Below are 23,103 nucleotides of genomic sequence, written 5' to 3' on the forward strand. Positions count from 1 at the left end.
CGAAGGAGCCCCCGTGTCCAAGCCCCCGCTGCCGCCCGAGGCCGTCGAACTGCTGCGCCGCCCCAACCCCTGCGTCATGGCCACCGTGCGGGCCGACGGCGCGCCCGTCTCGACGCCCACCTGGTACCTGTGGGAGGACGACGGCCGGGTGCTGATCAACTTCGACGAGGGGCGGGTGCGCCTGAACCACGTGCGCAAGGACCCCCGGGTCACGCTCACGGTGCTCGACGCCGACAACTGGTACACCCACGTCACGCTGATCGGCCGCGTCACCGACATCCGCGACGACGGCGACCTCACCGACATCGACCGCCTCTCCACGCACTACGGCGGACAGCCCTACCCCAACCGGGAGCGCGGCCGGGTCAGCGCCCGGATCGAGGTCGAGCGCTGGCACGGCTGGGGCGACCTGAAGGACAACGACCAGGCGGCCGGCTGACGCCTCCCGGCGTCACACCACCGCGTCCGCGCGCAGCGCGGCGATGTCGGCGGGGGAGTGGCCCAGCTCGGTGAGGATCGCCTCGGTGTGCTCGCCCACCGCGGGCACCGGGTCCATCCGGACGGGCACCCCGGCGAGGTCGGCCGGCGGGCGCAGCGCCCGTACCCGCGTGCCGCCGGGCAGGGACACCTCGCCCCAGCGGTCCCGGGCGGCCAGCACCGGGTGGCCGAGGAACGCGTCGACGTCGTTGACGCCGGCGCAGGCCACGCCGGTCTCCCGCAGCAGCGCCAGCACGTCGGCGCTGTCGGAGCGGGCGACCCGCCCGGCCACGACCGCGTCCAGCTCGGCCCGGTGGGCGACCCGGTCGGCGCCGGTGGCGAAGCGCGGGTCGGCGGTCAGGTCGGGCCGGCCGAGGAAGTCCGCGCACAGGGCGGCCCACTCGCGCTCGTTCTGCACGGAGAGCAGCACCTCGCGGCCGTCGGCGGCCCGGTAGGCGCCGTAGGGCGCGATGGTGGCGTGCCGGGTGCCCAGGCGCGGGGGCTGGGTGCCGCCGTACTCGGTGTAGTAGGCGGGCTGGCCCATCCACTCGGCCAGCGCCTCGAAGAGGGACACCTCCACCGGGTGCACCTCACCGGTGACGGCCCGGGTGTACAGGGCGGTCAGGACACCGCTGTACGCGTACATCCCGGCGGCGATGTCGGCGACGGAGACGCCGGTCCGGGCGGTCTCCTCGGGGGTGCCGGTGAGCGAGACCAGACCGGTCTGGCACTGCACCAGCAGGTCGTACGCCTTGCGGTCGGCCCAGGGCCCGCTGGTGCCGTAGCCCGAGATGGTGCAGGGGACCAGCCGCGGGAAGCGGCCGGCGAGGGCGGCGGGGTCCAGGCCGAGGCGGCCGGCGGCGCCGGGCGCGAGGTTCTGCACCAGCACGTCGGCGCCGTCGAGAAGCCGGTCCAGGACGGCCCGGCCCCGGGGCTCCTTCAGATCGAGGGTGAGGGACTCCTTGGAGCGGTTGAGCCAGACGAAGTAGCTCGAAAGGCCGTGCACCGCCGTGTCGTAGCGGCGGGCGAAGTCGCCCTCGCCCGGGCGCTCGACCTTGATCACCCTGGCCCCGAGGTCGGCGAGCTGCCGGGTGGCGTAGGGCGCGGCGACGGCCTGCTCCAGGCTGACCACGGTGACGCCGGACAGGGGAAGCCGCTGCACGCCGATGTCTCCCGCCGCCGGACTGGCGCCCGTCGGCGGGGCGTCCGCGCGGCAGGCCGTGTGCGCCGATTTCTACGGCGCCCGGCCCGCCGCTGTCAACGCGGCTCCCGGTGTCGCGGCCGGTCAGGCGGCCAGCGTCTCGCCGGCGTGCTCCCGGAGGCGGGCCAGGACCTCGGTCAGCTGGGCGGCCACCTCGGTGTCGTCCGAGGGGTGCAGCTCGGCGAAGCGGGTCACCGAACCGGGGATGGACAGCTTGAGGTCCTCGATCACCTTGCCGCCGGCCAGGCCGATGGACTTGCGGGCGTCGTCGTGCGCCCACACGCCGCCGTACTGGCCGAACGCGGTGCCGACCACGGCGACCGGCTTGCCGGCGAAGGCGCCGGCGCCGTACGGGCGGGACAGCCAGTCGATGGAGTTCTTCAGCACGGCCGGCATGGTGCCGTTGTACTCCGGGGTGAAGAAGAGGAAGGCATCGGAGGACTGGGCGGCCTCACGCAGCGCGACGGCGGGGGCCGGGGCGCCGTCCGCCACGTCGATGTCCTCGTTGTAGAACGGGATCTCCGCGAGACCCTCGAAGAGCTGCACCTCGACGCCCTCCGGGGCGAGCTTGACGGCCGCCTCGGCGAGCTGGCGGTTGTGCGAGCCGGCGCGGAGGCTGCCGACGAGGGCGAGGATGCGGACAGACATGAGAACTCCCAAAGGCTACGGAAACGGCGGTACGGGCGCGGCAGTCGCACCCGGTATCGCGTGGGGCGATCCGGACCGAGGTCCGGTTACTGTCTAGCATCCCAAACGGACCACGGTCCAGTTCTGTTCCCGATGCTTTACGCTGGCGACATGTCCGCCGCCCCGCCCCCCTTCACCACGCCCCCGGAGCGCCAGGAGAGCCACGGCCGCCACGAGCTGATCAGCCTCGGCACCGGGTCCGAGGAGGACCCCTGCCTGCGGGCCGACGCCGCCCGCAACCGGGCCCGGCTCCTGGAGGCCGCCGCCCGGCTGATCGCCGAACAGGGCGTGGCCGCCCTGACGATGGAGGCGGTGGCCGCCGCCGCCTCGGTGGGCAAGGGCACCGTCTTCCGGCGCTTCGGCGACCGCACCGGCCTGCTCATGGCCCTGCTCGACCACTCCGAGCGGCGGTTCCAGGCGGCGCTGCTGAGCGGCCCGCCGCCGCTCGGCCCCGGGGCGCCCCCGGCGGAGCGGCTGCGCGCCTTCGGCACCGCGCTGCTGCACCGCACCATCGCGGAGCTGGACCTCCAACTCGCCGCCGAGCCGGGCCCCGAGCGCCGCTACACCTCCCCGCCGCGTCGCTTCCTGCGGGGCCATGTCGCCCTGCTGCTGCGCCAGGCCGCGCCGGACGCCGACAGCGAGGTCCTCTCGCACACACTGCTCGGCTATCTGGACCCGGCCCTGGTCCACCACCTGACCCAGCAGTGCGGGGTGCCGCCCGCCCGGCTGGAGCGGGGCTGGCTGGACCTGGTGGCCCGGATGACCGGAGAGCGCGCCCCGGCGAGCTGAGCCGCGCCACCCCGCGCTCGCAGGCGTACCCACGTCCGCCGGCGTCCCCGCCCGCCGAGCGCCCGGGCGCTTCTGCCAGGATGCGGTACGTGATGGCGCAGATACCGAACACACCCGCGCCGGCGTCCCCGGCGCCGCGCCCCGTCCCCACGAGCGCCGACGTGGCCCGCCTCGCGGGCGTCTCGCGCGCCACCGTCTCCTACGTCCTCAACGAGAACGGCACCGTCCGGATCAGCGAGCCCACCCGCCGCCGGGTCCGCGAGGCCGCGCGGGAACTCGGCTACGTCCCGCACGCCGCCGCCCGCGCCCTGCGCGCCGGACACAGCCGGATGGTGCTGATGCCGGCGCCGTCCTTCCCCGTCGGCCCCCTGTACAGCCGCTTCCTCGGCGATCTCCAGGCGGCGCTCGGGCGGCTCGACTACACCGTGGTGCAGCACGGCACCGTCCCCCAGCACGGCGACGAGGCCGCCCGCGCCTGGGCCGAACTGCGGCCCGTGGCCGTCCTGGTGCCGGGCTCCGGCCTCGGGCCGCGAGGCGTGGACGTCCTCAAGCGCTCCGGCGCCCGCGCGGTCATCACCTTCGGACCCGACCTCGTCGAGGGCGCCCACGCCCTCCTCACCGACCAGGAGGCCGTGGGCCGCTGCGCGGGCCGCCACCTCCTGGACCGGGGCCGCGACCGGATCGGCGTGCTCGTGCCCGAGGAACCGGGACTCGAGGCCTTCTCGGCACCGCGCCTGGCCGGCGTGCGCCGCGCCGCGCGGGGCACCGCCGCCACCGTCGTCCCGCTGCCCCTCGCCTACACGGAACAGGCCGCCGCACGCCTCGCCGCCCGCTGGCGCGAGCTGCGCCTGGACGGCGTGTTCGCCTACAACGACGAGTACGCGATGCTGCTGATGCGCGCCCTGGCCGACGAGGGCGTCGCCGTGCCGGACGAGACGGCCCTGATCGGCGCCGACGACCTCATGCTCGGCCGGCTGCTGCGCCCCCGGCTCAGCACCGTCCACCTGGAACTGCCCTCGGGCCGCGACCTGGCCGCGCTGGTCGACCGCCTGGTCCACGACCCCGGCGCCGCGACCGAGCGGCACAAGGTGCTGGGCACCGCGGTGGTGCACCGCGAGTCGAGCTGACCCGCGGCGCACCTCCGCGCGCCTCAGGCGCCGCCCTCCTGGGCCTGCTGCGCGGCGACCTCCTTGCGGACCTGGTCCATGTCCAGCTCGCGGGCCTGCCCGATGACGTCGGTCAGGGCGGACTCCGGCAGCGCGCCGGGCTGCGCGAACACCGCGACCTGGTCCCGGACGATCATCAGCGTCGGGATCGACTGGATGTCGAAGGCCGCCGCCAGCTCCGGCTGCGCCTCCGTGTCCACCTTGCCGAACACCAGGTCCGGGTTCTCCTCGGCCGCCTTCTCGTAGACCGGGGCGAACTGGCGGCACGGACCGCACCAGGACGCCCAGAAGTCGATCAGCACGAATCCGTTCTCCGTGACCGTCTGGTCGAAGTTCTCCTTGGTCAGCTCCACGGTGCTGCTCATGGCGCGGTCCCTCTTCCTGCGATCGGGGGTGTGGCGCTTTCCTCAACACGGCCGACCTGGCCGTTGTTCCGCGGCGCCTGCCGCGTGCGTACCCCGGTGGCCACGCCGCACACCCTCCCCGCAGACCGGTGTGGCCACGCGGCACACCACCCACCAGACTGACCCCATGACGCAAACGGAACCCATCGCGTACGACGTCGTGGTGATCGGCGCGGGCCCCGTCGGGGAGAACGTCGCCGACCGCACCCGCGCGGCCGGACTGTCCACCGCGATCGTCGAGAGCGAGCTCGTCGGCGGCGAGTGCTCCTACTGGGCGTGCATGCCCAGCAAGGCGCTGCTGCGCCCGGTCATCGCCCGGGCCGACGCCCGCCGGCTGCCGGGCCTGGCCGAGACGGTGCGCGGCCCCCTGGAGACCGAGCGGGTCCTCGCCCGCCGGGACGAGTTCACCTCGCACTGGAAGGACGACGGCCAGGTCGAGTGGATCGACGGCACCGGCACCGACCTGTACCGCGGACAGGGCCGGCTCGCCGGACCCCGCACCGTGGAGGTCACCGGACCCGACGGCGAGCGCCGCACCCTGACCGCCCGGCACGCCGTGGCCGTCTGCACCGGCACCGGGGCCGCCCTGCCCGACCTGCCCGGGATCGACGACGTCCGCCCCTGGACCAGCCGGGAGGCCACCAGCGCCAAGAGCGCCCCGGGCCGGCTGATCGTGGTCGGCGGCGGAGTCGTCGCCGTCGAGATGGCCACCGCCTGGCAGGCCCTCGGCTCCCAGGTGACCCTGCTGGTGCGCGGCACCGGCGGGCTGCTCGCCCGGATGGAGCCGTTCGCCGGGGAACTGGTCGCCGAGGCGCTCGCCGAGGCCGGCGTCGACATCCGCACCGGCGTCTCCGTCACCTCGGTCACCCGGGAGGACGGCACCGTCGTCGCCGAGACCGACGGCGGTGACCGGCTGGAGGCCGACGAGATCCTCTTCGCGACCGGCCGGGTGCCCCGCACCGGCGACATCGGCCTGGAGACCGTCGGACTGGAGCCGGGCTCCTGGCTCCCGGTGGACGACAGCCTGCGCGTGGCGGGCCACGACTGGCTGTACGCCGTCGGGGACGTCAACCACCGGGCCCTCCTCACCCACCAGGGCAAGTACCAGGCCCGGATCGCGGGCGCCGCCATCGCCGCGCGGGCCGGCGGCGGGCCGGTGGACGCCGGGCCGTGGGGCGCGCACGCCGCGACCGCCGACCACGACGCCGTGCCGCAGGTGGTGTTCACGGACCCGGAGGCCGCCTCCGCGGGCCTGACCCTGGCCGAGGCGGAGCAGGCGGGGCACCGCGTCCGCGCCGTCGACGTCGACCTCGCGACGGTGGCCGGGGCGAGCCTGTACGGCGACGGGTACAAGGGCCGCGCCCGGATGGTGGTCGACCTGGAGGAGGAGATCGTCCGCGGGGTCACCTTCGTCGGGCCCGGGGTCGGGGAGCTGATCCACTCCGCGACGATCGCCGTGGCCGGGCAGGTGCCGGTCAGCCGCCTGTGGCACGCGGTGCCGTCCTACCCGACGATCAGCGAGGTGTGGCTGCGGCTCCTGGAGGCCTACCGGGACCAGTGAGCGCGTACGGCGCGGGGGCACCCGCCTCCGCGCCGTCAGGGCAGCTCGAAGCCCAGCTCCGCCGCGGCCCGTTCCGGCGTCGGCTGCGCCCAGCGCTCCGCCATCGCCTGGTTCGACGCGAGCGAGCGCGGCTCCGCCCGGTCCAGGTACAGGGTGCCGTCGAGGTGGTCCGTCTCGTGCTGCACGATCCGGGCCGGCCAGCCCGCGAAGACCTCTTCCACGGCCCGCCCCGCCTCGTCCCACGCGGTCAGGCGCACCTCGGCGTGCCGGGCCACCACGGCCTGCCAGCCGGGCACGCTCAGACAGCCCTCGTAGAAGGCGGCCCGGGCCGGCCCGGCACCCTCGTACGACGGATTGACCAGCACCCGGAACGGCTGCGGCACCCGGCCGCGCGCCAGGCGCACCTCCTCCGGCACCGGCGCCGGGTCCTCGATCACCGCGATCCGCAGCCCCACCCCGACCTGCGGCGCGGCGAGCCCCACCCCGGGCGCGGCGTGCATCGTGCGGCGCAGCGCCGCCACGAAGCGGGTGAGCAGGGCGGGCTCCAGCTGCCCGTCGAACGGCTCGGCCGCCCGCCGCAGCACCGGTTCCCCGGCGGCGACGATAGGCAACGGAACGTCGTCGGCCAGCAGTTCCTCGACCCGTTCGGCAAGCCGCCGGTCCTCGCGCGCAGTTCCCATCCCGCCAGCATCGCACGCCGGGGTGACGGGCCACCGGACCCGTCACACGGCGCCCCCGCCGGGGTTAGGTTGGGCACCATGAGCAATCTCGATCGGCAGGCGGCGCCCGCCGTGTGCGGTGGCCGCGGCTTCGTCGTGGCGGAGCCCGTGCGCGAACTCCTCAGCCCGCGCACCGTCCGGCTGGGGGAGTCCACCGAGGTGCGCAGGCTGCTGCCGAACCTCGGCCGCCGGATGGTCGGGGCGTGGTGCTTCGTCGACCACTACGGCCCCGACGACATCGCCGACGAACCCGGCATGCAGGTGCCGCCGCATCCGCACATGGGCCTGCAGACCGTCAGCTGGCTGCACCAGGGCGAGGTGCTGCACCGCGACTCCACCGGCAGCGTGCAGACCATCGGCCCCCGCCAGCTGGGCCTGATGACCTCAGGGCACGCGATCAGCCACTCCGAGGAGAGCCCCCGCGCGCACGCCCGCCTCCTGCACGGCGCCCAGCTCTGGGTCGCCCTCCCGGACGCCCACCGCCACACCGCCCCGCACTTCGAGTTCCACGCCGAGCTGCCCCGCGTCACGGCCCCCGGCCTGACGGCGACGCTGCTGCTCGGCGCCCTCGACGGCACCCGCTCGCCGGGCACGGCCTACACCCCGCTGGTCGGCGCCGACCTCGCCCTGGCCCGGGGCGCGGAGGTGCGCCTGCCGCTGGAGCGGGACTTCGAGTACGCGGTGCTGTCGATGTCCGGGGAGGCCCACGTGGACGGCGTGCCGCTGCTGCCGGGCTCGATGCTCTACCTCGGCTGCGGCCGTACGGAACTGCCGCTGCGCGCCGAGTCGGAGGCGGGCCTGATGCTCCTGGGCGGCGAGCCGTTCGAGGAGGAGCTGGTCATGTTCTGGAACTGGATCGGACGTTCCCAGGAGGAGATCGAGCAGGCCCGCCGGGACTGGACGGAGGGCTCGCGCTTCGGGCGGGTCGAGGGATACGACGGCGCCCCGCTGCCCGCCCCCGAACTGCCGCCGGTGGCGCTGAAGCCGCGCGGGCGCACGCGCTGACCGTCAGCTCCGGGCGGCGGTCTCCCCGGCGCCCTGGAGGCTGGTGTTGTGCTCGTGGATCAGCCGCAGCGCCTCCTCGCGGTCCCGCCGGTCCAGGGCGTCGACCAGGTCGCGGTGGAGCGCGTGCCGGTGCGCGACGTACTCGCCCAGCGGCTGCTCGCCGGCGGGCAGCACGGTCAGCGTGTGGCTCTCGATCAGGTCGAGCAGGTGGGTGTAGAGCGAGCCGAGCAGCGCGTTCGGGCTGATCGCGGCGATGGCCGCGTGCAGGCGCCAGTTGGCGTGCACGAAGGCGACCGGGTCCGCCGCGGCCACCGCCCCCGCCATGGCGGTGATGTGGTCGCGCAGCCCCGCGATGTCGGCCGGTGAGGCGTGCCACAGCGCGTCCTCGATGAGCAGGGGGTCGAGGGCGTCGCGGATGCGCACGGCCTCGGCGACGTCGTTCGCCCCCGCGTCCAGCGCGAGGACGGAGTTGCCGAGCCGGACCATGGGGGACTGCTCGGCGCTGAAGAGCCCGCCGCCGGGACCGGGCTTCACGGTGACCAGACCCCGCGCCTGGAGCAGGCGCAGCGCCTCGTTGAAGGTGCCCACGGACACCCCGCACAGGGTCCGCAGCTCCTCCTTGGTGCCCAGCCGGGAGCCGGGCGGCACCTCCGCGACCAGCTCCGCGACCTGCTCCGCCGCGCGCTCGGCGCGCCCCGACGTCATATTCATCATTCTCATTTCGCTGGAACGTCTTGACGCCTCAGTCACCGGGGCGCAACATCAGGGTAATCATCATGCTCAATTAGTGGGAGTCCGTCGTGCGCATCGCCAACCTCTCCGGCCGGCTGGCCCTCATTGTCGACGGTCGTGCCGTCGACGTCGAACAGGCCAGCGCCGGCCGCTTCGCCGCCGCACCGCAGGCCGTCTACGAACGGTGGGAGGAGTTCCGCGCCTGGGCCGCGGACGCCGAGCTGCTCGAGGGCCTGGGGTTCGACCCGGCCGAGCTGGGCTCGCCGGCCCCCGCCCCGCGGCAGGTCCTGGCCATCGGCCTGAACTACCGGGACCACGCCGCCGAGTCCGGCTTCGCCGCCCCCGAGGGGCTGCCCCCCGTCTTCACCAAGTTCGCCACCAGCATCAGCGGACCGGTCACCGACGTGACGCTGCCGCCGGACGGCCACACCGACTGGGAGGTCGAGCTGGTGGCCGTGATCGGCCGCCGCGCCGAGCGGGTCGCCGAGGCCGATGCCTGGAGCCACGTCGCCGGTCTGGCGGCGGGACAGGACATCTCCGAGCGGGTGTCGCAACTGGCCGGGCCCGCACCGCAGTTCAGCCTCGGCAAGTCCTTCCCCGGCTTCGCGCCCATCGGGCCCTGGCTGGTCACGCCGGACGAGTTCGCCAACCCCGACGACCTGGAGCTGCGCTGCACGGTCAACGGCGAGGAGGTCCAGAAGGGCCGCACCCGCGACCTGATCCGCTCCGTGCCCGCCCTGATCGCCGCCCTGTCCGCCGTCCTGCCCCTGCTGCCCGGCGACGTCCTGTTCACCGGCACCCCGGCCGGCGTCGGTCTCGGCCGCGACCCGCAGCGCTTCCTCGCGCCCGGCGACGTGCTCGTCAGCACCGTCGAGGGCATCGGCGAGCTGCGCCAGACCTTCGTAGCCCGCGCCTGAGGGCCGAGGAGCACTCCATGGCACTGCACCGTCTGACCTCCCTCACCATCGGGGTCCCCGACGTCGCCGGGACCGCCGCCTACTACACCGAGTTCGGCCTCGCCCCGGACGGCGACGGCTGGTTCACCACCCAGGACGCCGGACGCCAGCTCCGGGTCGTGCACGCGCCCACCCGCCGCCTCGTCGAACTGCGCGTCGGCGCCGACACGCCCGACGACCTGGCGTCGGCCGCCGCCCGGCTGAAGCGGCTCGGCGTGGCGAGCACCGCGGGGGAGGGCACGCTGACCGCGTACGACAAGGCCACCGCCGTGCGCGCCGTCCTCGAGGTCGCCCCCCGCCTCACCCAGGCCCCGGTCCCGGCCCCCGTCCCCAACGGGCCCGGCCGGGCCGACCGCACCGGCCGCCGGGCGCCCGGCATCCTGCGCACCGACCGGGTGCGCCCGCGCAAGCTGGGCCACGCCGTGGTCGGCACCACCGACTTCGAGGCCACCACCGCCTTCTTCCGCGACGGCCTCGGCTTCAAGTCCTCCGACCACATCAAGGGCCACGGCGCGTTCCTGCGCTGCTCCACCGACCACCACAACGTCCTGGTGCTGGCCGCGCCGGTCGCCTTCCTGCACCACTCCTCCTGGCAGGTCGACGACGTCGACGAGGTCGGCCGCGGCGCCGCCGCCATGCTGGCGGACCACCCCGAGCGGCATGTCTGGGGGCTGGGCCGCCACCACGCCGGCTCCAACTTCTTCTGGTACCTCAAGGACCCGGCCGGCAACTTCAGCGAGTACTACTCCGACATGGACTGCATCGTGGACGACCAGCTGTGGACGCCCGAGGTCCTCGAGGGCGCCAAGGGCCTCTTCAGCTGGGGCCCGCCACCCCCGCCCTCCTTCCTCGCCCCCGACGACCTCGCCGCCCTGATGACCGGCGCCCACAGTGAGCCGAGGTAGCGCCCCCGTGAACAGGACCTCCCCGCACGTCCACGACGTCGCGATCGTCGGCTTCGGCGCTGTCGGACAGCTGCTCGCCCTCCTCCTCGGCCGGGCCGGCCACGACGTCGTCGCCCTGGAACGCTGGCCCGAGCCCTACCCGCTGCCCCGGGCCGTCCACTTCGACCACGAGATCGGCCGCGTCCTCCAGGCCGCCGGGGTCGGGGAGGAGGTGCGCGCGGTCACCGACCCGGTGCCCGACCACTACGAGTGGCGCAACGCCGCGGGCCAGGCGCTGGTGCGCATCGACTGGTCGGGCGACGGCCCCTCCGGCTGGCCCACCGCCAGCTTCTTCAGCCAGCCCCGGCTCGAGGCCGTGCTCGCCGCCGCCGCCGAGAGGTCGGCCACGGTCACCGTGCGCCGCGGACAGGAGGTCACCGGCCTGCACCTCGCGGAGGACGTTGTCCGGCTGGTCACACGGGGCGCGGACGGCGGCGGCGAGGTCCGCGCCCGTTACGTCGTCGGCGCCGACGGTGCGGGCAGCTTCGTCCGCTCCGCCATGGCCACCACCGTGACCGACCTCGGCTTCTTCTACGACTGGCTGATCGTGGACACCCTGCCGCACGAGGAGACCGAGTGGTCCCCGATGAACTGGCAGCTGTGCGACCCGGAGCGGCCCACCACCATCGTCTCCGGCGGCCCCGGCCGACGCCGCTGGGAGTTCATGCGCCTGCCCCACGAGAGCGCCGCGGAGCTCAACACACCCGAGACGGCCTGGCGCCTGCTCGCCCCGTGGGGGCGCACGCCGGATAACACCGCGATCGAACGGCACACGGTCTACACCTTCCAGGCCCGCTGGGTGGACCGCTGGCACGAGGGCCGGCTGCTCCTCGCGGGCGACGCCGCCCACCAGATGCCGCCGTTCGCCGGCCAGGGCATGTGCTCCGGCATGCGCGACGCGATCAACCTGGCCTGGAAGCTGGACCTCGTCCTCGACGGCCGGGCCGGACCCGGCCTGCTCGACACGTACACCTCCGAGCGCAGCGAGCACGTCCAGCACGCCATCGGGATGTCCATGGCCCTCGGCCAGGTCATCTGCGTCCTCGACCCCGAGGCCGCCGCCGCCCGCGACGCCCGGATGATCGCCGCCGGCGCCGACCCGCTCCACGCCCTGCCGGCCACCCCGCCGCCCGTGCTCGGCGACGGCGTCCTCCAGCGCGCCCCCGACGGCGGCCGGGCCCCGGACGTCGGCCTGCTGACCCCGCAGTACGAGGTCACCCACCGGGGACGCACCGCCCTCCTCGACGACCTCACCGGCGGCGGCTTCACCCTGCTGACCGACGGCCCCGCCCCGCTCGACGCCCTGGACGCCGCCGACCGCGGCTTCCTCGCCGAACTCGGCGCGGTCCTGGTGCCGCTGTACGCCGACGCCTGCCCGCCCGAGGGCTACCTCGACGCACCCGGCGGCTACCTGGCCCACCTGCGCGGGCACGGGCACGCCGCCGCCCTGGTCCGGCCCGACTTCTACCTGTTCGGCGCCGCCGCCGACGGCGCGGGACTGCGCGAACTGGTCGGCCAACTGCGCGCGCAGCTGCGCCGGCCCGCCGCCGTCGTGCGGTGACGCCCGGCTCAGCGCCGGGCCAGGGCCAGCAGGCTCAGGCCGAACATCAGGACACCGAGGGGAAGGTGGACCGAGGGGACGTGCGCGATGCCGAGCACGACCTGGACCGAGGCGAGCACGAGAAAGCCGGACGCCTGCCAGATCGGCCGCGCCGGGCCGCCGCCCGGCTTCCACGCCACCACCGCCGCGATCACGTACAGCATCGCGGCCCCGTACATCACACGGGCCCCGGCGCTGTGCAGCGTCTCCCCGTAGGGCGCGGTCAGCAGCAGCCCGGCCGAGACGGCCTGGAGAAAGATGGTCAGGGTCTGCAGCGCGATCGCGATCCGCAGGAAGGCCGCCCCGCGCCGCGAGTGCACCGTCGCCCGGACAGCCGTGTCCGTGGTCATGTCACAATCCCCGTTCCCGCCCTCGGGCGTTGATCGACGAGTTCTCACCGGTCCAACGACGCGGACCGGCGAAGGTGAGGAGCGGCCGGCGAGTCACCCGTATCCGGGCATCGGCAGACCGGCGAAGCCATGCCTCCCGGGCGTCCGGCAACCGGGCGAGGCGCTCGGCCGGACCCGTCGCCCTCGCCGGCCGGCCGACGCTTCGGTGGCAGGGTGGGGGAGGGGCAGCAAGCCTCCCGAGCCGGTGGAGGAGGACCGATGGACCGCGTGGACCAGGCGCACGGAGCGGACGGGATGGACTGGGAGGAGTTCGCCCGGCAGATGGCGGACATGGCCCGCGTGCTGCTGGCGCAGGACTCGGTGGACGCCACGCTGGAGCGGATCACCTCCTTCGCCACCCGGTTGGTCGAGGGCTGCGACGCCGCGGGGGTGCTGATCCTGCGCGGCAAGGAGGTGGAGAGCCTCGCCCCTACCGACCAGCTGGTGATCGACAGCGACCGGCTCCAGGGCCGCCTCCAGGAGGGGCCGTGCTTCGACGCCGCCCGGCCCCAGCGCCCGGAGCGGGTGTTCCGCATCGCTGACTTCACCGACGAGCAGCAGCGCTGGCCCGCCTACGCGCCCCCCGCCAGGGAGCTGGGCCTCGGCAGCATGATGGGTTTCCTGCTCTACACCGAGGACGAGGAACTCGGCGCGCTGAACCTCTACTCCCGCCGGCCCGGCGCCTTCACGGACAACAGCGAGACGGCCGGCTGGCTCCTCGCCTCGCACGCGGCGGTCGCCTTCGCCGGCGCCCGCTCGCACGCCCAGATGCTCCAGGCCGTCGACACCCGGCACGTCATCGGCGAGGCCATGGGCATCCTCATGGGCGGCCACCACCTCACCGAGCAGCAGGCGTTCGACGTGCTGCGCCGCTACTCGCAGGACCGCAACATCAAGCTGCGCGACGTCGCCCGCCAGGTCTGTGAGAAGGGCGCCCTCTCCTGACCAGCCGGGCCATGACAAAGATCACCACCGATCACGCGGCCTTGGCCCACGGAGTGCCGCACGGTACCGTCACTCCGATATCGACGACGGAACGGAAGCCGGTGCAACTCCGGCACGGTCGCGCCACTGTGAACGGCACGCCCCCGCGGGGCGGTCCGCGAGTCAGACCCGCACCCGTCGTCCTCTGTGCACCACCGAGACGGGACGCGAACTCCCAGAGGAGGCCATGCCATGGCGCAGCACACCGTGCAGCCCTCAGCCACCACCCCCGCCCTGCCCGCCAAGCTGCCGATCGGCGCGATCGTGCCCTGGGCGGTCTTCTTCGGCATCCTGATGCTCATCGTGCTCTACTTCGTCGGCGCCGAGCAGGGCGCCACCGCCGTCGTCTCGGGCGAGGACGTCCACGAGTGGGTGCACGACGCCCGCCACCTCCTCGGCTTCCCCTGCCACTGAGCGACGGGCCCCGGCACTTCCATGAACTCCGCAACGGTAAGAAACCTGCTCGTCCGAGGCATGCTCGCCGGCCTGGGGGCCGGCGTACTCGCCCTGGTCGTCGCCTACTTCCTCGGTGAACCGCTCGTCGACAAGGCGATCGGCTTCGAAGAGGTCCAGGCGCACGCGCACGGCGGGCACGAGCACGAGGTCGAACTCGTCTCCCGCAGCCTCCAGTCCACCGCCGGCCTCGCCACCGGCGTGCTGCTCTACGGCGTGGCCTTCGGCGGCATCGCCGCCCTCGCCTACTGCTTCGCGCTCGGCCGCGTCGGCCGCTTCACCCCGCGCGCCACCGCGCTGCTGCTGTCCGGCTGCGCCCTGCTCGCCGTCTACGTCGTGCCGTTCCTCAAGTACCCGGCCAACCCGCCGGCCGTGGGCAACGGCGACACCATCGGCAAGCGCACCACGCTGTACGTGCTGATGATGGCGCTCAGCGTCCTCCTCGCGGTGGCCGCCACCCTGCTGGGCAAGCGGCTCGCCCCGGCGCTCGGCACCTGGTACGCCACCGTCGTCGCCGTTGCCGCCTTCGCCCTGGTCATCGGCGTGGCCTTCGCCTTCCTGCCGGTCGTCAACGAGGTGCCCGCGGACTTCCCGGCCACCGTGCTGTGGCGGTTCCGGCTCTCCGCGCTGGCCATGCAGGTCACGCTCTGGGCGGGCTTCGGCCTGCTCTTCGGCGAGCTGGCCGAACGCCTGCTGAACCCAAGGCCCGCCACCGCGGCCGAGAACCGCTCCGCCGCCGTCCCCGGCTGAACCGGGCCGGCACGCCACCGCCCGAGGGCCCCGCGGAACCGACGCGGGGCCCTCGGGCGCATGCCGCCCCCTAACCGGCAGCCGGCCCCCGCAGCGGGATCCCGCTCCGCAGATTCCAGCGACCCGACCGGCCGCTCAGCTCCGTCGCCGTCAGCGGGGGCGCGTCCACGCGCCAGAAGGCCGCCGCCGGCGCCCCCAGGGCGTGCGCCACCGCGGCCCGTACGACGTCCGGTTCCACGACCGCGACCACCCGGCCGTCCTCCCGCGCCAACGCGTCCAGCCACCGCCCCACCCGCAGGCACAGCTCCCGCACCGGTTCGCCGCCGTGCGGCGCGGCGTCGGGGTCCGCCAGCCACTCGGCCACGGCCGCCGGCTCCGCCGCGCCGACCTGATCGAGCGTCAGACCCCGCCAGCGGCCCACCCGCAGCCCGGACAGCGCCGCCTCCTCCCGCGCCTCCGCGAGACCGAGAGCCGTGGCCGTCTCCCGGCAGCGGACACCCGGAGACACGACGGCCCGGGCCGCCGCCGGCAGCGACCCGGCGGCCGCCCGCGCCGCGGTGGCGCCGCCGGCGTCCAGCGGGTTCGTCCCGTCGTCGAACCGGGCCCGGCGCAGTGCGTCGTTCATCGCGGGCGTGACGAGGGTGACGCGGCAGGTCACGAGGGAGCTCCTGGAGTCGTCCCCCGTACCGGGCGCGAGGGTCCCCCGGAGTGTACGGTCGTCCGCATGCCGACCGACCCCCTCCCCGAGGACTCCCGCACCCCACTGGAGCGCATGCTCGCCGGCGACCTCTACGTCGCCGACGACCCCGAGATCGCCCGGCGCCAGAAGGCGGCGATGCGCCTGGCCGCCCGCTACGAGGCCGCCTACCTGGAGGACCCCGCCACCGCCCGGCCCCTCCTCGCCGACCTGCTCGCCGCGGTGGGCGAGGACGTCGACGTACGCCCGCCGCTCCACGTCGACTTCGGCAGCAACCTGAGCATCGGCGCCCGCACCTTCGTCAACTACCGCCTCGTCGCCCTGGACGTCGCCCGCATCACCATCGGCGAGGACTGCCAGATCGGCCCCGGCGTCCAGCTCCTCACGCCGACCCACCCCGTCGAGCCCGGCCCGCGCCGCGACAAGCTGGAGGCCGCTCTGCCGATCACCGTCGGGGACAACGTCTGGCTGGGCGGCGGCGTCATCGTCTGCCCCGGCGTGAGCATCGGCGACAACTCGGTGATCGGCGCCGGCGCCGTCGTCACCCGGGACATCCCGCCGAACGTCGTCGCCGTCGGCAACCCGGCACGTCCCGTCCGCGACCTCTGAACCGGGCGGTCGCGGCCAGGTCGTCGGGGGAGGAGTCCCAGCAGAACAGGTAGTGCCGGCCGCCGGGGCGGTGGCCCCGCGCCCGGCGAAGTCCGGTACGACCGCGCGATCAGGGGCATCGGCTCCCCGGGGAGAGGCGGCTACAGTCTCTCTCCGTCGGGGCGAACGGCTGTACGGGTCGGTGCAGCGCGGTGCCGCCCCGCACGCGCTCGGCTCACAGGAATCGGAACAGGGGCAGGAATGACCAGCACACAGGACGCGCCCGGGGCCGCCGTACGCCCGGCGGAGCAGCGGACACCCGAGGAGCGCGCCCTGCGGATCCGGCGGCGCCTGGAGCGGCTGATCGGCATCGCCGCGACCGAGGGCAACTCGCTGGTCGCCCTGCGCAACGGGGACGAGATCTTCCCCGCCATGCTCGACGCCATCCGCGGTGCCGAGCACACGGTGGACATGATGACCTTCGTCTACTGGAAGGGCGAGATAGCCCGCCGGTTCGCGCACGCGCTGGCGGACCGGGCCAGGGCCGGGGTGCGGGTCCGGCTGCTCCTCGACGGCTTCGGCAGCCGGCTCATCGAGAAGGACCTCCTGGCGGAGATGGACCGGGCGGGTGTGCAGGTCGCCTGGTTCCGCAGACCGATGTACCTGTCGCCGCTGAAGCAGAACCACCGCTGCCACCGCAAGGTGCTCGTCGTGGACGAGCAGACCGCGTTCACCGGCGGGGTGGGCATAGCCGAGGAGTGGTGCGGCGACGCGCGCAACCCGCGCGAGTGGCGCGACACGCACGTCAAGGTCCGCGGCCCGGCGGTGGACGGCGTCGCCGCGGCGTTCGCGCAGAACTGGGCGGAGTGCCACGACCGGCTCTTCGACGCGCACGACCGGTTCGCCGGCCACAAGCCCGAGGGCGATGCGATCGTGCAGGTGGTGCGGGGGTCGGCCAGCTTCGGCTGGCAGGACATGCAGACCCTGATCCGCGTCATGATCGAGTCCGCCGAGGAGCGGTTCCGGCTCGCCACCGCCTACTTCTCCCCGGACGCCGGCTTCATCGAGCTGCTGTGCGCCGCCGCCCGGCGCGGGGTCCAGGTGGAGATCCTGCTGCCGGGCCCGCACACCGACAAGCGGGTGTGCCAGCTGGCCGGGCAGCACTACTACGAGGACCTGCTGGCCTGCGGGGTCCGCATCCACCAGTACCAGCCGACGATGATGCACGCGAAGATCATCACCGTGGACCGCATCGCCGCGCTGGTCGGCTCGACCAACTTCAACCGGCGCTCCCTCGACCACGACGAGGAGGTCATGCTCGCCGTCCTGGACGAGGAGTTCACCGCCGGCCTCGACGCGGACTTCGACGCCGACCTCGCCGCCAGCGAGCTGATCCGGGCGGGCCGCTGGCGGCGCCGCTCCCTGGCGCAGCGGGCCCGCGAGGCGTCCGTGCTGCCGATCCGCCGGTTCCTGTGAGCCGCCGGCCCATGTGAGGCCTCGGTCCGGCGTAGGCCGGGCCGCCGCGGGCACCCGCCCCGGCGGACGCCGCAGGGGGCGCCGGTACCGCCGATGACCCCCGGCGAGTGGTGGTCCGCCACGGGGCGGGCCAGGCTGGGGAAAAGGCCGTGAGGAGCGCGCATGGTGGACAGCCGGTACGGGCGGGAACCGCGCGTCGTCGTGATCGGAGCCGGACTCGCGGGCCTGGCCTGCGCCACCGACCTCGCCCTGGCCGGGCTCCCGGTCGAGCTGCACGAGGCGTCCGACGGGCCCGGCGGGCGGATGCGCACCGACCGGCGCGACGGATTCCTGCTGGACCGCGGCTTCCAGGTCTTCAACACCGCCTATCCGCAGGTCCGCCGGCGCCTCCCGCTGCGCGAGCTGCTGCTGCGGCCCTTCACCCCGGGCGTGCTGGCCCACACGCCCGCGGGCCCGGTGCGGCTGACCGACCCCACCCGGCGCCCGTCCGAGGCCGCCGCGCTGCTGCCGGGCCGCAACCTCGGCCCGCGGGACCTCGCGGCGCTGGCCGCCCTCACCGCCCGGGACGCCCTGGCACCCGCCGCGCTCCTCAGGCGGGGCCGGGACCGGACCACCGCCGAGGCGCTGCGCCGCGCCGGGCTGTCCGAGCGGGCCGTGGACGACCTGCTGCGCCCCTTCCTCGCCGGCGTGTTCCTGGAGCCGGACCTGGAGACCTCCGCCCGCTTCTTCCACCTCGTGTGGCGCAGCATGGCCCGCGGCACGCTCTGCCTGCCCGCCGACGGCATCGGCAGCGTGCCGCGGCTCCTCGCCGAGCGGCTCCCGCAGGGCGTGCTGCACCTCGACTCGCCCGTCCGGGCCGTCACCGACGCCGGGGTGGTGCTGGCCGACGGCACCGAGCGGCCCGCCGACGCGGTGGTCGTCGCCACCGACGCCCACACCGCCGCCGGGCTGCTGCCCGGGCTCGAGGCACCGGAGGGGCGGACTGTCACGACGTACTACCACGCCACCGGAACCACGCCGCTGCCCGAGCCGATCCTCCTGGTCGACAGCACGCTCACGGTGCTCAACACCTGCGTGCTCACCGAGGTCAGCCCGGCCTACGCGCCGCCCGGTACGGCGCTGGTCTCCACCTCCGTGCTCGGCGGCGACGCCCCGGGGCGCGAGGCCGCCGTCCGCAGCCGGGCGGGGGAGCTGTACGGCGCGGACACCTCCGGCTGGCGGCCGGTCGCGACGTACACCATCGAGAACGCGCTGCCGGCGATGCGCCCCCCGTGGCCGCTGAGCCGCGGCACCCGCCACGCGCCCGGCCGCCACGTGTGCGGCGACCACCGGGCCACCGGCTCCGTACAGGGCGCGCTGGCCTCGGGCGCGCGGGCGGCCCGCGAGGTCCTCGCGGACCTGCATCCCTGACCGCACGTATCCCCGAACCCCCTCACTGGACGGACCATCCCGTAACCCCACAACCCCCACCACCCCCACAACGAGGAGCAGCGCGATGGCGAAGGGCAGCGGCAAGGACAAGCACCTGAAGAAGGGCGACAAGGTCGCCTGGAGCAGCCACGGCAGCGAGACCGAGGGCAAGGTCGAGAAGAAGATCACCGACCGGACCGAGGAGGCCGGCCGCACCGTGGACGCGTCGTCCGACGACCCGCAGTACAAGGTCCGCAGCGAGAAGTCCGGCGGCTCCGCCGTGCACAAGCCGTCGTCGCTGAAGAAGAAGTGAGGCGGCGTGGACGGCGGGGAGCGCGAGGAGACCTGGGACGGGTTCCGCGAGCTGGTGAACATGAAGCCGGCCGACCTGGAGAAGTGGCTGGAGTCCGACGAGTCGAAGGACGCCGGCCAGCACCAGGGCGGGGGCGAGTCCACCGGGCACGCCTCCGGGCGCCGGATCGTGACGATCCTGCGCGCCAAGAAGGGCGACCTCTCCGACGACGACTACCGGCACATGCGCAAGGTCGTCGGCTACGTCCGGCGGCACCTCGCGCAGCGGCCCTCCGGTGACGTGCGGGAGAGCACATGGCGGTACTCGCTCATGAACTGGGGACACGATCCCCTGGCGTGACCGGAGCACCGCGAGCGGAAGGCAGGGCCTCATGGCAGAACTGGACCGGCGTCCCGAGGGGATGAGCGACGAGACGGTGGAGGCGCTCGGCTCCCTATCCAAGGCCCTGGAGACCACCGAGCGGGCCCGCGGGCACCTGTTCTCCTTCCACCAGCTCACCGGCACGGCCGACCTCGAACTCGACCGCGCGGTGCGGCTGCTGCGCGAGGCCGGCCACCCGGAGTGGGCCGAGCGCGTCGAGCGGGAGGTCCTCGGCCGGAACGTCATCCCCGGGCACTGGACCTTCCAGATCGTCGAGTCCTACGACGGGACGTACTACCAGCCCTTCAAGGACCTGGAGCGCGCCGCGGTGGAGCGGCTGGCCGGGGGCCGGGACCATGTGTTCGAGGCGGAGCTGAAGCAGGCCCGCCGCACCCACGGGCACCCCGACCACACCGAGGGCCCAGGGGACGGCGACGTCAGTCGCGACCCCGGGCGTGCTTGAAGCGGGCCAGCCCCTCGCCCAGGTCGACGATCGGGTCGGGGTAGGCGTCGTACTTCGCCCGCTCCGCCCCGCGCAGCTTCCACGGCTGGTGCACGGCGGAGCCCTCCAGGCCGGCCAGCTCGGGCACCCAGCGGCGCACGTAGTCGCCGCTCGGGTCGTACCGCTTGGCCTGGATCAGGGGGTTGAGGACCCGGTGCGGGCGGGTGTCCGTCCCCGTCCCGGCCGTCCACTGCCAGTTCATCTGGTTGTTCGCGACGTCGCCGTCCACCAGCCAGTCGAGGAAGTGCCGGGCGCCCGTCCGCCAGTCGACGTACAGCGTCTTGGTGAGGAAGCTGGCGACCAGCAGCCGGCCCCGGTTGTGCATCCAGCCCTCCTCGCGCAGCTGGCGCATCGCCGCGTCCACGATCGGGTAGCCGGTGCGGCCCTCGCGCCACGCCTGCGTGTCGCGCTCCGCCTCCGCGCCGGTGCGCCAGTGGTCGTCCCGGGTGCGGTAGTCGCGCCCGCCTGCCTGCGGCCGGGCGGCCAGCACCTGGCGGTGGAAGTCCCGCCAGGCCAGCTGTCTGACGAACGCCTCGGCCCCCGGGCCGCCGGCGCGGCGCGCCCGGTGCACCAACTCGACCGGTGACACGGCGCCGAAGTGCAGGTACGGGGAGAGCCGCGAGGTCGCGTCCCCGGCCAGGTCGTCGTGGCGGTCGGCGTAGTCGGCGATCCCGGAGCGGAGCCAGGCCGTCACCCGCTTGCGCCCCTCCTTCTCGCCGCCCGCCACCAGGGCGGGGGAGAGATCCGAGAGCTTCCGCCGGTCGGGCGGCTCCTCGGAGCCGACGCCCTCGGGGACCTGGACGCGGCGCGGCGCGGTCAGGACGGTCCGGACGTGCTCCTCCGCCCACCGCCGGTAGTACGGGGTGAAGACCGCGAAGTGGTCGGAGGAGGCCGGGGTGACCGCGCCCGGCGTCAGCACCGTGTTGACGGCGTCGTGCACGTGCAGCCGGCAGCCTCGCCCCTCCAGCGCCTCCCGCAGCCGCTCCTCGCGCCGGTGCGCGTGGGCGCTGACGTCGCCCGCCATGTGCACCTCGTCGGCGTCCGCCTCGCCGACCACCGCGCACACCTCCTCGACCAGGTCGCCCGAGCGGACGACCAGCCGCCCGCCCCGCTCGCGCAGCCCGGCGTCCAGGTCCGCCAGGCAGTCGGCGAGGAAGGCGAGCCGGTTGGGCGCGGCGAACCCGGCGGCGTCCACGGCCCGGTCGCGCACGAACAGCGGCACCACGGCCCGCGAGCCGTCGAGGGCGGCCCGGAGCGGCGGGTGGTCGTGCAGGCGCAGGTCGGAGGTGAACAGGACGACCGATACGGTCATGGCGCTCCTCGGGGGTGCGGAGGCGGGCCGGCGCGCGGCTCAGGAGGGGGCGGGGCGGTCGCGAGACGGGGGTGAAGGGGCTCAGGCGGAACGGGCCTGGCGCGGCGGCGCCTCGGGCTCGGAGGGCTGCCGGGCGGCGGCCTTGGCGATGTTGCGGGCCATGCCGCCGAACACCACGGCGTGGAAGGGGGAGACGGACCACCAGTAGGCGTGGCCCGCGAGTCCGTGCGGGTGGAACAGGGCGCGCTGGCGGTAGCGGGTGCGCCCGGCCTCGTCGGTCTCCGCGTACATCTCCAGCCAGGCCAGGCCCGGCAGCCGCATCTCGGCGCGCAGCCGCAGCAGTCGGCCCGGGACGATCTCCTCCACCCGCCAGAAGTCCAGCACGTCCCCGGACCGCAGCCGGGCCGCGTCACGCCGGCCGCGACGCAGGCCGACACCGCCCACCAGCCGGTCCAGCCAGCCGCGCACCGCCCAGGCCAGCGGGAAGGAGTACCAGCCGTTGTCGCCGCCGATGCCCTCGATGACCCGCCACAGTGCCTCGGGCGGGGCGTCCACGGTCAGCGAGCGGTGGTCGGTGTAGAGGCTGCCGCCCGCCCAGTCCGGGTCGGTGGGCAGCGGGTCGCTGGGCGCGCCGGGCACCGAGGCGGAGGACCAGCGGGTGGCGACCTGCGCGTCGCGGACGCGCTGGAGGGCGAGGCGCACCGCCGCGTCGAAGCCGAGCGGGAAGCCGGGCGGCGGGGGCACGTACCGCTCGATGTCGTTCTCCCGGCACACCACCTCGTGGCGCAGCGACTCGGTCAGCGGGCGCGCGATGGAGGCGGGCACCGGGGTGACCACCCCCACCCAGTGGCTGGACAGGCCCGGTGTGAGCATCGGCACCGGCAGGATCAGCCTCCGGCGCAGCCCGGCCACCGCCGCGTAGCGGACCATCATGTCCTGGTAGGTGAGGATGTCCGGGCCGCCGAGGTCGAAGGCCCGGTCCACGTCGGGCGGCATCCCCGCGCTGCCGACCAGGGCGCGCAGCACGTCCCGCACGGCGGCCGGCTGGATGCGGGTGTGCACCCAGCTCGGCGTGACCATCACCGGCAGCCGCTCGGTGAGGTAGCGCAGCATCTCGAACGAGGCCGAGCCGGAGCCGATGATCACCGCGGCCCGCAGCACCGTCGCCGGCACGGGGGAGTCCAGGAAGATCCGGCCGACCTCGGCGCGGGAGCGCAGGTGCGGCGACAGCTCGCGCTCCGGGACGCCGGCCGGGGTGAGTCCGCCCAGGTAGACGATGCGCCGCACCCCGGCCGCCGCGGCCCGCTCGGCGAAGTTCCGCGCCGCCCGCCGGTCGGTCTCCTCGAAGTCGTCGCCGGTGCCGAGGGCGTGCACCAGGTAGTAGGCGACGTCGACGCCCTCCATGGCCGCCGCGACGGAGTCCGCGTCGGTGACGTCGCCCTTCACCACCTCGGTGTCCCCGGTCCAGGGGTAGTCGCGCAGCTTCTGCGGGGAGCGGGCCAGGCAGCGCACCCGGTGGCCGGCCTCAAGGAGTTCCGGCACCAGCCGGCCGCCGATGTAGCCCGTCGCCCCGGTGACCAGGCAGTGCAGGGGTCCGTCGCTCATGGGATTCCGTCTCTCGCGTGGGA

Annotated in this window: 26 protein-coding genes and 1 riboswitch; of the genes, 17 read left to right on the forward strand and 9 right to left on the reverse strand. The window is 74.8% G+C overall.

Annotation, left to right across the window (positions count from 1 at the left end; all coding sequences use genetic code 11):
* The first annotated feature begins 13 nt into the window (after positions 1–13).
* Entirely contained in the window at positions 14–439 is a 426-nt protein-coding gene (locus ACGFZL_RS15535) for a PPOX class F420-dependent oxidoreductase (protein WP_355173247.1), read from the forward strand.
* A gap of 12 nt (positions 440–451) precedes the next feature.
* Here ACGFZL_RS15535 and ACGFZL_RS15540 read toward each other — a convergent pair whose 3' ends face one another.
* Together ACGFZL_RS15540 and ACGFZL_RS15545 are read right to left on the reverse strand one after the other, a co-directional pair.
* The gene (locus ACGFZL_RS15540; RefSeq protein WP_393692528.1) at positions 452–1,645 is read right to left on the reverse strand and encodes a CaiB/BaiF CoA transferase family protein; all 1,194 of its coding nucleotides are present in this window, start codon (positions 1,643–1,645) and stop codon (positions 452–454) included.
* Positions 1,646–1,762: 117 nt separating this feature from the next.
* The gene (locus ACGFZL_RS15545) at positions 1,763–2,326 is read right to left on the reverse strand and encodes an NADPH-dependent FMN reductase (protein ID WP_393691946.1); all 564 of its coding nucleotides are present in this window, start codon (positions 2,324–2,326) and stop codon (positions 1,763–1,765) included.
* 150 nt (positions 2,327–2,476) lie between these two features.
* On the opposite strand from ACGFZL_RS15545, the gene ACGFZL_RS15550 reads away from it, so the two are divergent.
* Entirely contained in the window at positions 2,477–3,154 is a 678-nt protein-coding gene (locus ACGFZL_RS15550) for a helix-turn-helix domain-containing protein (RefSeq protein WP_355173251.1), read from the forward strand.
* A 92-nt stretch (positions 3,155–3,246) separates the two neighbouring features.
* Entirely contained in the window at positions 3,247–4,281 is a 1,035-nt protein-coding gene (locus tag ACGFZL_RS15555) for a LacI family DNA-binding transcriptional regulator (protein WP_393691948.1), read from the forward strand.
* Between the two features lie 23 nt (positions 4,282–4,304).
* Here the strand turns inward: ACGFZL_RS15555 and trxA are convergent, their stop codons facing one another.
* Positions 4,305–4,685, reverse strand: a complete 381-nt coding sequence (gene trxA, locus ACGFZL_RS15560) for a thioredoxin (RefSeq protein ID WP_355173255.1) — start codon at positions 4,683–4,685, stop codon at positions 4,305–4,307.
* Between the two features lie 166 nt (positions 4,686–4,851).
* Between trxA and ACGFZL_RS15565 the strand changes: the two genes are divergently transcribed.
* Entirely contained in the window at positions 4,852–6,285 is a 1,434-nt protein-coding gene (locus ACGFZL_RS15565) for a dihydrolipoyl dehydrogenase family protein (protein ID WP_393691950.1), read from the forward strand.
* A gap of 35 nt (positions 6,286–6,320) precedes the next feature.
* Here ACGFZL_RS15565 and ACGFZL_RS15570 read toward each other — a convergent pair whose 3' ends face one another.
* The gene (locus ACGFZL_RS15570; RefSeq protein WP_393691952.1) at positions 6,321–6,965 is read right to left on the reverse strand and encodes a peptide deformylase; all 645 of its coding nucleotides are present in this window, start codon (positions 6,963–6,965) and stop codon (positions 6,321–6,323) included.
* Positions 6,966–7,043: 78 nt separating this feature from the next.
* Here ACGFZL_RS15570 and ACGFZL_RS15575 point away from each other — a divergent pair, with 78 nt between their 5' ends.
* On the forward strand, positions 7,044–8,009 hold the full coding sequence (locus ACGFZL_RS15575) for a pirin family protein (protein WP_355173261.1): 966 nt from the start codon (positions 7,044–7,046) through the stop codon (positions 8,007–8,009).
* 3 nt (positions 8,010–8,012) lie between these two features.
* Here ACGFZL_RS15575 and ACGFZL_RS15580 read toward each other — a convergent pair whose 3' ends face one another.
* Positions 8,013–8,714 carry a FadR/GntR family transcriptional regulator gene (locus ACGFZL_RS15580; protein WP_393691954.1) on the reverse strand — a complete coding sequence of 234 codons (702 nt, stop codon included), beginning with the start codon at positions 8,712–8,714 and terminating at the stop codon, positions 8,013–8,015.
* A gap of 95 nt (positions 8,715–8,809) precedes the next feature.
* Between ACGFZL_RS15580 and ACGFZL_RS15585 the strand changes: the two genes are divergently transcribed.
* From ACGFZL_RS15585 to ACGFZL_RS15595, 3 genes are read left to right on the forward strand one after another with little or no spacing between them, the layout of a single operon-like run.
* Complete coding sequence (locus ACGFZL_RS15585; protein ID WP_393691956.1) at positions 8,810–9,658, forward strand: fumarylacetoacetate hydrolase family protein; 849 nt, start codon at positions 8,810–8,812, stop codon at positions 9,656–9,658.
* Positions 9,659–9,675: 17 nt separating this feature from the next.
* Entirely contained in the window at positions 9,676–10,602 is a 927-nt protein-coding gene (locus tag ACGFZL_RS15590) for a VOC family protein (protein ID WP_393691958.1), read from the forward strand.
* A 7-nt stretch (positions 10,603–10,609) separates the two neighbouring features.
* Positions 10,610–12,202, forward strand: coding sequence for a bifunctional 3-(3-hydroxy-phenyl)propionate/3-hydroxycinnamic acid hydroxylase (locus ACGFZL_RS15595; RefSeq protein WP_393691960.1), 1,593 nt, complete (start codon positions 10,610–10,612; stop codon positions 12,200–12,202).
* Between the two features lie 8 nt (positions 12,203–12,210).
* Here the strand turns inward: ACGFZL_RS15595 and ACGFZL_RS15600 are convergent, their stop codons facing one another.
* On the reverse strand, positions 12,211–12,591 hold the full coding sequence (locus ACGFZL_RS15600) for a hypothetical protein (RefSeq protein ID WP_393691962.1): 381 nt from the start codon (positions 12,589–12,591) through the stop codon (positions 12,211–12,213).
* Positions 12,592–12,885: 294 nt separating this feature from the next.
* On the opposite strand from ACGFZL_RS15600, the gene ACGFZL_RS15605 reads away from it, so the two are divergent.
* The 3 genes from ACGFZL_RS15605 (at position 12,886) to ACGFZL_RS15615 (ending at position 14,817) form a co-directional block, all read left to right on the forward strand.
* A complete protein-coding gene (locus ACGFZL_RS15605; protein WP_393692530.1) occupies positions 12,886–13,575 on the forward strand; it encodes a GAF and ANTAR domain-containing protein in 690 nt (229 codons plus the stop codon).
* Positions 13,576–13,668: 93 nt separating this feature from the next.
* A riboswitch (cobalamin riboswitch) is annotated at positions 13,669–13,743 on the forward strand.
* A 63-nt stretch (positions 13,744–13,806) separates the two neighbouring features.
* A complete protein-coding gene (locus tag ACGFZL_RS15610; RefSeq protein ID WP_355173273.1) occupies positions 13,807–14,028 on the forward strand; it encodes a CbtB-domain containing protein in 222 nt (73 codons plus the stop codon).
* A gap of 21 nt (positions 14,029–14,049) precedes the next feature.
* Complete coding sequence (locus ACGFZL_RS15615) at positions 14,050–14,817, forward strand: CbtA family protein (protein WP_393691964.1); 768 nt, start codon at positions 14,050–14,052, stop codon at positions 14,815–14,817.
* A 70-nt stretch (positions 14,818–14,887) separates the two neighbouring features.
* Here ACGFZL_RS15615 and ACGFZL_RS15620 read toward each other — a convergent pair whose 3' ends face one another.
* The gene (locus ACGFZL_RS15620; RefSeq protein WP_393691966.1) at positions 14,888–15,475 is read right to left on the reverse strand and encodes a histidine phosphatase family protein; all 588 of its coding nucleotides are present in this window, start codon (positions 15,473–15,475) and stop codon (positions 14,888–14,890) included.
* Between the two features lie 66 nt (positions 15,476–15,541).
* On the opposite strand from ACGFZL_RS15620, the gene ACGFZL_RS15625 reads away from it, so the two are divergent.
* The 6 genes from ACGFZL_RS15625 (at position 15,542) to ACGFZL_RS15650 (ending at position 20,124) form a co-directional block, all read left to right on the forward strand.
* A complete protein-coding gene (locus ACGFZL_RS15625; RefSeq protein ID WP_393691968.1) occupies positions 15,542–16,123 on the forward strand; it encodes a sugar O-acetyltransferase in 582 nt (193 codons plus the stop codon).
* A 240-nt stretch (positions 16,124–16,363) separates the two neighbouring features.
* Positions 16,364–17,578 (forward strand): phosphatidylserine/phosphatidylglycerophosphate/cardiolipin synthase family protein, encoded by a 1,215-nt coding sequence (locus tag ACGFZL_RS15630; RefSeq protein WP_393691970.1) that lies wholly within the window; start codon positions 16,364–16,366, stop codon positions 17,576–17,578.
* Between the two features lie 162 nt (positions 17,579–17,740).
* A complete protein-coding gene (locus ACGFZL_RS15635; protein WP_393691972.1) occupies positions 17,741–18,988 on the forward strand; it encodes an NAD(P)/FAD-dependent oxidoreductase in 1,248 nt (415 codons plus the stop codon).
* A gap of 85 nt (positions 18,989–19,073) precedes the next feature.
* Positions 19,074–19,301, forward strand: a complete 228-nt coding sequence (locus tag ACGFZL_RS15640; protein ID WP_393691974.1) for a DUF2945 domain-containing protein — start codon at positions 19,074–19,076, stop codon at positions 19,299–19,301.
* A gap of 6 nt (positions 19,302–19,307) precedes the next feature.
* Complete coding sequence (locus ACGFZL_RS15645) at positions 19,308–19,640, forward strand: DUF3140 domain-containing protein (protein WP_355173287.1); 333 nt, start codon at positions 19,308–19,310, stop codon at positions 19,638–19,640.
* Between the two features lie 31 nt (positions 19,641–19,671).
* On the forward strand, positions 19,672–20,124 hold the full coding sequence (locus ACGFZL_RS15650) for a hypothetical protein (RefSeq protein WP_393691976.1): 453 nt from the start codon (positions 19,672–19,674) through the stop codon (positions 20,122–20,124).
* On the opposite strand, the gene ACGFZL_RS15655 is transcribed toward ACGFZL_RS15650, so the two are convergent.
* On the reverse strand, positions 20,099–21,475 hold the full coding sequence (locus ACGFZL_RS15655; RefSeq protein ID WP_393691978.1) for a cryptochrome/photolyase family protein: 1,377 nt from the start codon (positions 21,473–21,475) through the stop codon (positions 20,099–20,101). The genes ACGFZL_RS15650 and ACGFZL_RS15655 overlap by 26 nt on opposite strands.
* An 81-nt stretch (positions 21,476–21,556) precedes the next feature.
* Positions 21,557–23,080: an SDR family oxidoreductase gene (locus ACGFZL_RS15660; protein ID WP_393691980.1), complete on the reverse strand. Its 1,524-nt coding sequence runs from the start codon at positions 23,078–23,080 to the stop codon at positions 21,557–21,559.
* Positions 23,081–23,103 lie beyond the last annotated feature (23 nt).

Source organism: Streptomyces sp. NPDC048182, assembly GCF_043202555.1.
Lineage (GTDB): Bacteria > Actinomycetota > Actinomycetes > Streptomycetales > Streptomycetaceae > Streptomyces.